This window comes from Caballeronia sp. HLA56 (assembly GCF_054655155.1).
The window spans coordinates 303,736-315,177 of the sequence record NZ_BAAHOB010000005.1 but is presented as its reverse complement, the minus strand read 5'-3'; the positions used below and the strand labels follow the sequence as shown (position 1 = coordinate 315,177).

Genomic DNA, 11,442 nt, shown 5'->3' with positions numbered 1-11,442 from the left:
CTGCTGAGAGGGCGCTGGACGGCGGACATCAGACAGCTTGCATCATTAAGTTTGTGTAACTACAATATCCGCATGGAGATCACTTTCGACCCCGAGAAAAGCCGAGCGAATCTGTCGAAGCACGGCGTCGCCCTCTCGCTCGCAACCGAGATCGACTGGTCCGAAGTTTGGTTCGATGTTGATCATCGCACTGATTACAGAGAACTTCGGGAGATTGGCTACACGCTCATCGATGGTCGCCTTTACTGCGTTGTCTACACGCAGCGGGGATCCGCGATGCACGTAATCAGCCTGCGTAAAGCAAACCGAAGGGAGGTGAAGCGTTATGACGAAGAAACGTGAGATCTACATGCCGACTGAGGAAGAGGACGCTGAGATCAACCGGGGCATCGCTGCTGATCCTGATACCTACGTGCCGAGCGACGAGCAGTTCGCGCGTATGCGGCGGCGTGGCGGCCGCCCTCCGTTGGCGGTCACAAAAGTCCAGTTGACTGTCCGCTACGATGCAGACATCGTGGAGGCGTTTAAGGCTTCGGGGGACGGTTGGCAAACGCGCATGAACGATGCTCTGCGTGATTGGCTAAAGGATCATCAACCCGCCTAACTGCGAAAAACAGTTGCGAAGACGTTCTTTTTTGTGACGTTATTTTTGTGGGGCGTTCGCTTAGCCAAAGAAAAGCCCACCCAGTTCGCTGCGTGGGCTTTTCGCACCCGAATCCATCTTGCGCATAGATCAAATTGATCATCGCGTGCCGCTTGGAGCGCGGGGCAATAACGACGACGCATACCTGCGATTGCTGTGCGTGGACCGTTACGCGCGCATGACATCGGCAGAAGCCTCAGGGCGCTCTGGGCGATGAGAGACGTGGGATGTTAGGGGGAGGGGGTATCAAAGGTCTAGACACCTTTCGACCCGGACACAGAGCGTTCTCTCACGCGCAGAAAAAATCCCCCTTTAACAAAAAATGTTAAAGGCTTTAACATGGCCCTAATTAGACAAACTCCTTTACTGGCGGGGCTTTGCGCCGATTTCCACATGTTAAAGGGATGTTAAAGTGGTGTTAAAGATGTTAAAGCTGGGCGGACGGTCAGAGGAAGTGACCGGCGACCTGATTACTTGATTTCACCGGGCTTAAGATTTGACGGAACGGTCGGTCCAATGCCAGTTTGCCCCAGACTTTTTCACCCCTTCCCCACGGCTTCATTTGGTAAGCCCATCCGCAGCTTGAACGCAGCGCGCGCCTCATTGGAGACCTTCGCGCACATTCTTGAAATTAGCACCAAGGCTTGACCCGTGACTGGGCATGCGTCGAGCCGATTTCCGCAGTCGGCCATGAAGCGTCATTCGAACGTACCGCCAACAAGACATTCAGACGTTCGTTCCAGTCACTGAGCAGTCATTCGCCGAATGCCAAGGAGGCCAGATCTACCTACGTTGTTCCCGTCGAGTTTTTCAACCGAGCGATAACTTCTTTTGGAACTATTCGTTTTATTCACCCGCGCAACCTGCGCTCCGCACGTTTGCGTGATTACCACGGTGCGGCTCGCGCCGACCAATGCCTCTGCCGTCTATATGATCGTAATTTTCCGCGCAAACTTGCACTTTTGACCTCGAATTAAGGCGGTCGAACAGCACGGTAACCGGATCTTCAAACATCATGCGGAACGACGAATTTCGCAAAATATCTTGTGAACCGTTTCATACAAAGAAGATCCTGGGTCTTAGCTGCAGACCCAGGATAGACCCGGTGACAGGGGGAGGAGATTCCACCGGAGAAAAGAAAATCGTACGGCTGCACTGGGACCCTAGCAGAGGGTTTTCATGTTCAAGTCTTACATCGCTCTGCCCGTAACCGATTTCACGATGTCGCGATTGCGCTGCTCGAATGCGTCAGCGCTGATGTCAGAAGGATTCCTCCCTGACATGTGATTGCCAAGGCTGGCTGAATCGCCGCCCGGCGACGGTTGCGAGTGGACACCCGCGCATGCTGCGCAAGCGCCGCCTAGTACCAGAGCGGCGAGCGCCTTTACGAGGCCGGTCATATGACTGCGTTTCATTTGAACCATCCTTATTCAGAGAGCGTGGTGAGACGATGCGTGTGTGCCAGCGCGCGCGATTCCTCGCGCGGCGTTGGCTTGATGCGATACCAGATCGCGTACAGAGCGGGCAGGAACAGCAGCGTAATCACCGTGCCCACGGCCGTACCGCCGATTAGCGTGAAGGCCATCGATCCCCAGAAGACCGAGAAGGTCAACGGGATGAACGCCAGCACTGCTGCCATCGCGGTGAGCACGACGGGGCGCGCACGCTGAACGGTTGCCTCGACGACCGCGTGAAAAGGATCGAGCCCGGCTTGCTGGTTGGTATGGATCTGCCCGATCAGGATCAGCGTGTTGCGCATCAGGATCCCCGACAAGCCGATCAGCCCCAGGATCGCGTTGAAACCAAACGGCTGGTGAAAGATCAGCAAGGTCGGCACGGTGCCGATAATCCCCAACGGCGCGGTGAGAAACACCATCGCCATCGCGGAGAACGACCTCACCTGGATGATGATCACCGTGAGCGTCAGCAGAATCATCACAGGGAAGATCGGCGCGAGTGCGGCATTCGCCTTGCCGGCTTCCTCGATCGAGCCGGCCGTCTCGATCCGATAGCCAGGCGGCAACGACGCAATGACCGGCGCAATCGCCCGCTCTATTTCATGCGAGACATCCGGCGGCTGAAGCGATTCGTCGATATCGCCTCTCACGGTGATGGTGGGCGTTCGATCCCTGCGCTTCAGAATTGGGGCCTCATAGCGCGTCTCCATGTGACCGATCTGAGAGAGCGGGATCAGGTGGCCGTCGCTGCCGGTCAGGTTCAGGTCTCCGAGGCGCGATGGATCGAGGCGCTCAGGACCGGCGCTGCGCGCGAACACGTCCACTGTGCGAATGTCCTCGCGGAACTGGGTCACGGGAACACCCGTCAGCAAGAACTGCAGTTGCTGGGCGGCATCAGCGGAGGTCAGCCCAATAGCGCGCAAGCGGTCCTGATCGAGTATGAAATGAACGGTCGGCGCGCGTTCGCTCCAGTCCTCGTTGACTTGGCGCATATGGGGATTGGCGCGCATTATCGCCGCCACTCTTTTGGCGATGACGCCGACCTGGTCGACGTCGGGTCCCATCACCCGGAACGCGACAGGGAAAGGCGAGTAAGGACCGAATACCAGTTGCGTTACCCGCACGCGTGCCTCGGGGACCAGTCCGTTCGCGACGTTTTCGCGCAAGCGGACCTTGAGGTTGTCACGCGCTTCTTCGTCGGGCGTCAGGACGACGATCTTCACAAACGACGGATCCGGCAACTCCGGGTTGTATGAGAAGAAGAAACGCGGGGCGCCCTGACCGATATAGCTGGTAACGACCTTCGCTTCGGGTTGCCGCTTGAGCCACGCTTCGACCTTGGCGGTCGCGGCGCTCGTCGCCTCGATGCTCGTGCCCTCGGGCATTTGCACTTCGACCAGCACCTCGGGCCGATCCGAGGTCGGGAAGAATTGCTGTTTCACCACGGCCATGCCGCCGCCGACCGTCAGGAAGGCCAGCAACACGGCGCCTGCGATCCAGAACTTGCGACGCACTGCCCACGTCACCGCCGAGCGGAATTTTTCGTAGTTCGGGGTGGCGTAGATCGCCGCGTGACCTCCCTGAATCGGCTTGATATCCGGCAGCAGCTTCACCCCGAGGTAAGGCGTGAACGTGACGGCGACGATCCATGATGCAATCAACGCATAACCGACGATCCAGAATATGTTGCCGGCGTATTCGCCGGCGGTTGATCGCGCAAATCCCACCGGCGTAAATCCGATGATGGTCACAAGCGTCCCCGCGAGCATCGGCGCCGCCGTGTGGCTCCATGCGTAGGACGCCGCCTTGACGCGCTCGACGCCCTCCTCGAGCTTCACCACCATCATCTCGATGGAGATGATCGCGTCGTCGACGAGCAAACCGAGCGAGATGATCAGCGCGCCCAGCGTGATGCGGTCGAACACCCGGCCCGTCATCAGCATGATGACGAAGACGGCACCGAGCGTGAGCGGCACCGCTGCCGCCACGACGATTCCGACGCGCCATCCGAGACTCACCAGACTGACCAGCATCACGACGCCAAGCGCGACGAAAAACTTCAGCATGAATTCGTCGACCGCTTCGCGGATATTGACGGCCTGATCGGTGATCTTTTTGAAGCCGACGCCAACCGGCAATTCCGCCGATATCTGCTTCTCCTCCGCTTCGAGCGCGCGTCCGAGATCGAGCCCATTCCAGCCGTCCTGCATGACGACGCTCAGCACCTGCGCGTTCTGATCGTTGTGCCGAATCAGGAAGGTGGCCGGGTCTTCGTATCCTCGCGTGACGTCGGCGACATCCGACAACCTGAACATATGTCCGTTGGAGACGATCGGCATTGCCTTGATCTGCTGGAGATCGTCGAATGCGCCGTCGAGCCGGATGAATACCTGCGGACCGTTGGCGTCGACCGACCCCGCCGCAGTCAACGCGTTCTGTCGCTGCAGGACATCGAAAATGTCGCGCGCATTGATACCCAGGTTGGCCAGCTTCGCATACGAGAACGCAACGAAGACGCGCTCCGGCCGCTCACCCAGAATGTCGACCTTCTTGACACCGGCAACGTGCAGCAGACGCTGCCGCAGAGACTCCGCTTCTCTCGTCAGAAGTCGCGGCGGCAGGCCGGGGGCTTCCACCGAATACAGAGCGAAACTGACGTCCGAGTACTCGTCGTTGACGAACGGACCCAGGGCTCCATTCGGCAGTTTGTGGCTTTCGTCACCGAGCTTCTTGCGCGCCTGATAGAACTGTTCCTGCACTTGCGAAGGCGGCGTGCTGTCTTTCAGCGTCAGCGTCAGAAGCGCGAGGCCGGGCCGCGTGATCGTTTCGGTGCGGTCGTACCATGTCAGTTCCTGCAGCCGCTTTTCGAGCGGCTCCGCGACGAGGTCCTGCATCTGCCTCGCGGTTGCGCCCGGCCACACGGCGGAGACGGTCAGTACCTTGATGGTGAAGGCCGGATCTTCGGCCCGGCCGAGTTTCAGGAAAGCGAATACGCCCGACAGACTAATGGCGATGATCAGGAACAGGGTGACGGCGCGCTCACGGACCGCTAGCGCGGAGAGATTGAACCTGTTCATTTTGCGTCTCCATCTGAAGACGCGAGCGCGCGCTGCTGGGTGGACGGTGTGACCCGCACTTTCTCACCGTCGTGCAGCAGGTGGGCGCCAAGCGCCACGACCTGGTCGCCAGGCCGCAGGCCACCGGCTATGTGTGCTTCCTCTTCGCCCACCGTGCCGACCTTGACCGCGCGAAATCCGATCGTCGAGGTTTTCGTATCGAGCAGCCAGACGCCGGGTCCCGTGCCGGGATCATAGAGTGCGGATACCGGCAGCGTGACCTGCCCCGCCGTGCTGTCGTCGCTAAGGCGCACCGTAACTGTTGCGCCCAGCGGCGCCGGCTTGACCGCGCCTTCCAGAACAAATCGGGCGGCGTACGTACGCGTCTGCAGGCTCGCGGAGCTGGACAGCTCTCTCAACCGTGCAGCGATGGGCTTCTGATCGACGCCGTACACCGACGCGACGCCCACCGTGCCCAACGCCGGCCGCACGTTTTCCGGAAGATCGACGGCCGCTTCGCGTTGTCCGTCTCGTGCGATCGCGACCACTGTTTGACCCGCGGTCACGACTCGTCCCGGATCCGCGAAGGTATTGGTCACGATGCCGTCCACGTCGGACACGAGGACCGTGTACCGGTCGGCATTTTTCGCGACGCCCTCCTGTGCCAACGCCGCGTTGAGCTGCGCGCTGGCGTTTTTCTGCGCGGCGACGGCCTGGTCGTACTGTTGCGCGGACACGGCGCCCTGCTCGACGAGACCGGCGAGCCGTTTCAGATCCGCGTTCGCCTGAACGGACTTCGCCCGCGCTGCCTCGACTTCATTGTGCTGCGCGGTGGAGCCCAGCGCGAGATCGGTCGGGTCGAGGCGCATCAACACCTGATCGCGCACGACGTGCTGCCCCGTGTCGACGAGTCGCTGTATGACCTTCCCTCCGACACGAAAACCGATATCGCTTTCAAAGCGGGCGGCGACCACGCCCGTGAAACTGCGCTGCACGTCGCCGGCTTCGGCGACCGTCGCAATCGCGACGAGCGGCACCTCGGTGCGCGGGTCTTGCGGGGGAGGCTTGCTACAGGCCGTGAGTGACAGCGCAGCCACCAGGCCGATCAACGGCGGGGACCAGATTCGATCAGTTCGCATGGCAACTCCTATGTGTGGCCGCATTATGATTTTAAGTTACGATTCAGTCAATACGTAACCAATTGATTTCTACTAAGCCATCGATTAGTCGACTTTTTGTCTTAGACTGGCGCTTGAATATCTACATAAAGCATTGTTTTGTAGATATTTTCCAAAAATACCAAAGGTGGCGACCAGATTCAGTGTGGTCTATCCAATCGAATCACATTGACTTCAAGTAACGATAATATACACTCGTAACTTCCAACAAACCGAGTCTACGCATGTCCTCCCTCTCAGTGAAACGCCAATCTCTTCCCGCGCTGCTGCTCGCTGTCTTCACGTTGGCCGGCTGCGCGGTCGGCCCTGACTACAAGCCTCCAACCGTCCCGATGTCGTCATCGTTTCAGGGCGCGGAGGCACTCAACGAGCGTGCCGGCGCACCGACGCCGGAGCTGTCGCAATGGTGGACAGGGTTCAACGATCCGGTGCTGAATCGCGTGGTCACGACCGCGCTTGCGCAGAACCTCACGCTGGCGCAGGCGACCGCGCGCGTCGCGCAGGCTCACGCCACGACACGTGCCGCGCGAGCAGCGCTGTTGCCTGCGGGACAGATGAACGTTCAGGCGGCCGCAGCGCATCAGTCGCTGGAGGATCCGCTGGGCAGGGTCGAAAACTCGCAGCCTGGCTTCGATCGCAACTCGCCGCTCTATCAGGCTAGCGCGGGCGTCAGCTGGGAAATCGACGTGTTCGGAGGGCTTCGGAGAAGCGCCGAGGCGGCCCAGGCGGACTACCAGGCGGCACAGGCATCGAGCGTCGCTGCACGGCTATCCGTGATTGCGGAAACGGCCGACACCTACGTGCTGGTCCGCACGGTGCAAGCGCGTCTTGCCCTGGCCAAGGATCAAACCACGACGCAGCAACGGCGCGTCGATCTGGCGCAGCTTCGGTATTCGCGAGGCGTCGCACCCGAACTGGAATTGCGTCAGGCGCAAGGAGAGCTTGCGACGACCGCCGCCAACGTTCCGGTTTTCGAAACGGCGCTGGTGTCCGCGCGCAACGGGCTCGACATCCTGATGGGCATCGAACCCGGTACCGCCGACGAGGCGCTGGATTCGCCCCGGCCGATTCCGCAGCCGCCGGGCATCCAGACGGCAGACGGTCCGGCGTCGCTGTTGCGGCGACGCCCGGACATCATCGTGGCCGAGCGGCATCTGGCTGCATCGAACGCGCGAATCGGGCAGGCCATTGCCGGCTACTACCCGACGATTTCGTTGTCCGCGCTCGTCGGCTCCGCGACGACGGTCGCCAGCAACGTCTTCACGGGCGACGCTGCCCTGGCGCAAGGCGTCGCCGGACTGCGGTGGAGGCTGTTCGACTTCGGAACCGTGGACGCCGAGGTTCAGGCGGCCAAAGGGAAAAACGCGGAAGCGCTTGCCGCCTACCGCTTGAGCGTCCTTCAGGCGACCGCCGACGTCGAGGATGCGTTTTCGCTCGTGGTCAAGCGCGAGGCGCGCGAGCGGCAACTGGCCCTCGGCGAAACGGCGCTACAGCGTGCGCTCGCGTCGGCTCTCGCGGCCTATCAGTCGGGCTCTGAAAATTACCTGCAGGTCCTGGATGCGGACGACCGCTTGCAGCGGGTTCAGGACGAGAGAATCGTTGCGCAATCGGACGCCGCGCGCGCAGCCGTCGCCTCGTTTCTGGCTTTGGGAGGCGGTTGGGATGAGTAAGGTTATCGGCCATACAGTCGAAGACGAATTCGCACTTGTGACTTCCGCGACCGAGCCGAGCTATTGGCGCTTGGCGCTTGGCGCTTGGCGCTTGGCGCTTGCGGCGGGGTTGCCTCATTGAAGGATGTAAAATCCTTGCCGACGCTTCGAAGTCGTGCCGGTTCTTGCCTCTTGCATGAGCAAATATGGACCAGTCGGGAAAGCAACTTGCGCCGTGGTAGTTCAACCTAGGCGATGATCCGCTTCAGCATGGGTGACATACGCCGAGACGCAGGTCGCGTACAGCGCGTCTGAAGGGTGACCGAGAGGTGCGAACGGCGCGGTATGAAGCTCGTTTTCGTGGCCGAGTATGGTGACTTTTCGTCGGTCAATCTCAAGGGACGCAGCGCGCAACTCTAAATTGGCCGACCTCTCATAGTGCGTTGCCACCTGGTAAATGAAGGATATGGCAGAGTTTATCGACACCACTGATGGCGCTCCAGCGGGCCAACGAGGCCCAGCAGAGCATGAACGCCGCACTCAAATCCTCAAGGCGGCCGACGAACACTTCCGTCATTATGGCTACTCGAAGACGAGTGTCGCCGCTCTTGGACGTGCAATCGGTGTATCTGCTGCGTATATCTATCGATTTTTCGATTCCAAGCAGGCAATCGGCGAGGCCGTCGTCGCTCACGCGTTAAGCGAAATGGATGCAGGTCTGCACGAGATCGTCGTTAGACGCGAACCGGCCACTACCCGCCTGCGGCGATTGCTCCTTACGATGATGCAATGTAGCTGTGACAGGTTTCTGAAGGACCGGAAGGTTCACGAAATCGTTGTCGTCGCGATGGAACACAACTGGTGCGCCACGGTCGAGCATCAACATGCCGTCGAGAGTGCGATCCGCCAGGTGATTGTGGATGGCCGAGAGTCCGGTGAGTTTGAGAGGAAATCACCGCTGGACGAAATATGCAGCGCAATCGTCGCGGCTTCGTTGTGTTTCTCGCATCCGAAATTACTCGAATCGGAGTCGAACGAAGAACTCGAGCACCGCTTGACCATTGTGACGAACCTGGTTTTGCGCAGCCTCGCTCCTTGAGGCAGCGAGAGGCTTCGCATTGGAAGAGGCTCCATTGAGCAGAACGGCCTGTCCCTTCCTGGGCTGTGCAAAGTTCCGATCAGTGATGTGGCTCCCGACTGCAATACCTTGTGTCTGCGAAATGTACTCGACGCCCGATCGCCTTATTGAGGCGCGTAAGGCTGCCAGATCGTGGAAGAGTCCGGTGTACCTCGGAAGCGGTCGGCGAGGCGCAGGTGTATTGATTGACCGATCCGGGTCGGGAGTACGCATTGCCCGGAGAGCCGCCTCTGGGTAATTTAATTCCATTGCCGCTTTTCAGCGAAAAAATTTGAAGATCGGACGGAAGCATGCCAACCCCGTCGCCTACCATTCGAAATAGTGCGAAGCGGTCATTCAGTCAAGCGATATGGTGATGGACTACCTGTCGAGACCTGCGCCTGAGGAAGGGAAGGTCCAAAGCGGCTGAACGCTAAGTCCGGTGCTTGCTCTTTATGGTCCTACTGTTCCAACGGCACCGCGGCATCTGTATGCGACCGCCGGCCCAACGGGAAATTCTGCCAAAGCTTTACACAGGGCGATCGGCCGGAAGCCCTTGCAGTGCTTGACGCGCACGCCTGGGATCGACCAGCAACCTCTACCTCCGCGAAGCGCGCCCGATCGCACGGCATTTCAATCCGACGCATGATCGAATAAATTGCTTTCGCCGACCGCCTACGAATGGACATCGAAGCCAGTTCATCGCATCGTGAATGTATTGCCAAAGCCGGGTTACATAGCGGTTACACAGACCGCTGAAAACAAAAAGCCCAGTCGTGATGACTGGGCTAAGTGCTTGAATTTATTGGTGGGGCGTGAGTGACTCGAACACTCGACCTACGGATTAAGAGTCCGCTGCTCTACCAACTGAGCTAACGCCCCCAACACAGAAATGAAATTATAGCGGGGTTATTTCGAAAAGCGCAAGTCCTTAGCCCGAAAATTTTCGCATCGCACCAACGGCCAGCCCGCGAATCAAAAACGTCCCGCCCGGTATCATCACGCACACAACACAAAGACTCACAGCCATGGACGACTCCGCCATTCGCAATCTGCTGGACACGATCCTCGCGCCGTGGGTCCGCGAACTGCATCTCGCGCCGCAATCTTCCACGGAAGATTCAATCACGCTGCGTCTGCCGCACGCCGATCATCTGCGGCACGCGGGCGGAGTCATCTGCGGTCAGGTTTTCATGGCCGCCGCCGATACCGCGATGGTCGTCGCCATCTCCCATGCAATGGGCGGCTTCGTTCCCATGACCACCGTTTCGCTCAACACGACCTTCATGCGCCCGGTCAAGTCCGGCGATGTCCTCGTCACCGCGAAAATCCAGCGACGCGGCCGCAATCTCGTCTTCGGCGAAATCGAGCTTCGCGGCGACGACGGCGAACTCGCCGCTCACGCGACCACGACCTACGCACTCATCAACCCGACGCATCAGCAAAAGGCTTAAGCAGCAAACATGTTCGATCAAGTCGTATTCGCAGGCGGCGGCAATCGCTGCTGGTGGCAGGCAGGTTTCTGGGACGTCATCCAGCCGCAACTCGATCTCAAGCCGCGCATCATCGCGGGCATCTCGGCGGGCGCGGCCACCGCCTGCATGCTCTACACGAACAACGCGCAATGGGTGATGAAGTACTACGCAAAAGCCCTGAGCGGCAACACGAAGAACGCCTATTGGGGCAACCTGCTGCGCGGTCAGTCCGTGTTCCCGCATTACCGCATCTACCGTCAGGCGCTGCTCGATATCTTCGCGGAACGCTTCGGCGCGCTGCAAACGGCGCCGGAGATTCGCATCGGCGTGTCGCATCTGCCGCGCTGGCTCGGGGCGCGCAGCGCGGTGGCGGCGGGCATCATCGCGTATAACATCGAAAAGTACGTGCGCAAGACGCTGCATCCGACGCTCGGCACCGCGCTCGGTTTTCATCCGGAGTTCGTCATCGCGCAAGAGTGCGCGACGCCGGAGGATCTCGCCGACCTCATCCTGCAGTCGTCGAGCACGCCGCCTTTCACGCCGATTCTGCGGCGCAACGGTCGTCCCGTGCTCGATGGCGGCATGGTCGATAACGTGCCGGTCTCCGCGCTCGATGCATCGCCGGGAACGGTGCTCGTCATGGTCACGCGGCTGTATCCGCGCGAGCGCATGTTCGTGGTGCCGCATGGCGAGCAGCGACGCATCTACGTTCAGCCGTCGCGCAAGGTGCCAATTTCGAGCTGGGACTATACGAGCCCCGCGCAGATGCAACACGCGTACGATCTGGGCCGCGCCGATGCCGACGATTTCCTCGCGCATCTGCCGCGTCTTCTGGAGGCAGCTTCACATCTCGACTAGAGCCAAGGA

8 protein-coding genes and 1 tRNA gene are annotated in these 11,442 nt (G+C 60.0%); 6 read left to right on the top strand and 3 right to left on the bottom strand.

Annotation, left to right across the window (positions count from 1 at the left end; all coding sequences use genetic code 11):
• Positions 1-72: 72 nt before the first annotated feature.
• Together ACYQ47_RS20875 and ACYQ47_RS20870 are read left to right on the top strand one after the other, a co-directional pair.
• Positions 73-342: a BrnT family toxin gene (locus tag ACYQ47_RS20875; protein WP_459906628.1), complete on the top strand. Its 270-nt coding sequence runs from the start codon at positions 73-75 to the stop codon at positions 340-342.
• Positions 326-604, top strand: a complete 279-nt coding sequence (locus tag ACYQ47_RS20870; RefSeq protein WP_459906627.1) for a BrnA antitoxin family protein — start codon at positions 326-328, stop codon at positions 602-604. The genes ACYQ47_RS20875 and ACYQ47_RS20870 overlap by 17 nt, the downstream gene beginning before the upstream one ends.
• A 1,465-nt stretch (positions 605-2,069) precedes the next feature.
• Here the strand turns inward: ACYQ47_RS20870 and ACYQ47_RS20865 are convergent.
• Together ACYQ47_RS20865 and ACYQ47_RS20860 are read right to left on the bottom strand one after the other, a co-directional pair.
• The gene (locus ACYQ47_RS20865; protein ID WP_459906626.1) at positions 2,070-5,177 is read right to left on the bottom strand and encodes an efflux RND transporter permease subunit; all 3,108 of its coding nucleotides are present in this window, start codon (positions 5,175-5,177) and stop codon (positions 2,070-2,072) included.
• Entirely contained in the window at positions 5,174-6,295 is a 1,122-nt protein-coding gene (locus ACYQ47_RS20860) for an efflux RND transporter periplasmic adaptor subunit (protein WP_459906625.1), read from the bottom strand. The genes ACYQ47_RS20865 and ACYQ47_RS20860 overlap by 4 nt, the downstream gene beginning before the upstream one ends.
• Before the next feature lie 263 nt (positions 6,296-6,558).
• On the opposite strand from ACYQ47_RS20860, the gene ACYQ47_RS20855 reads away from it, so the two are divergent.
• Together ACYQ47_RS20855 and ACYQ47_RS20850 are read left to right on the top strand one after the other, a co-directional pair.
• Positions 6,559-8,004 carry an efflux transporter outer membrane subunit gene (locus ACYQ47_RS20855; protein WP_459906624.1) on the top strand — a complete coding sequence of 482 codons (1,446 nt, stop codon included), beginning with the start codon at positions 6,559-6,561 and terminating at the stop codon, positions 8,002-8,004.
• 445 nt (positions 8,005-8,449) lie between these two features.
• Complete coding sequence (locus ACYQ47_RS20850; protein ID WP_459906623.1) at positions 8,450-9,082, top strand: TetR/AcrR family transcriptional regulator; 633 nt, start codon at positions 8,450-8,452, stop codon at positions 9,080-9,082.
• An 824-nt stretch (positions 9,083-9,906) separates the two neighbouring features.
• On the opposite strand, the gene ACYQ47_RS20845 is transcribed toward ACYQ47_RS20850, so the two are convergent.
• Positions 9,907-9,982, bottom strand: a tRNA-Lys gene (locus ACYQ47_RS20845).
• Between the two features lie 146 nt (positions 9,983-10,128).
• Here ACYQ47_RS20845 and ACYQ47_RS20840 point away from each other — a divergent pair.
• Complete coding sequence (locus ACYQ47_RS20840; protein ID WP_250508436.1) at positions 10,129-10,554, top strand: PaaI family thioesterase; 426 nt, start codon at positions 10,129-10,131, stop codon at positions 10,552-10,554.
• Between the two features lie 9 nt (positions 10,555-10,563).
• Positions 10,564-11,433 (top strand): patatin-like phospholipase family protein, encoded by an 870-nt coding sequence (locus tag ACYQ47_RS20835; protein WP_459906622.1) that lies wholly within the window; start codon positions 10,564-10,566, stop codon positions 11,431-11,433.
• The last annotated feature ends 9 nt before the right edge of the window (positions 11,434-11,442 follow it).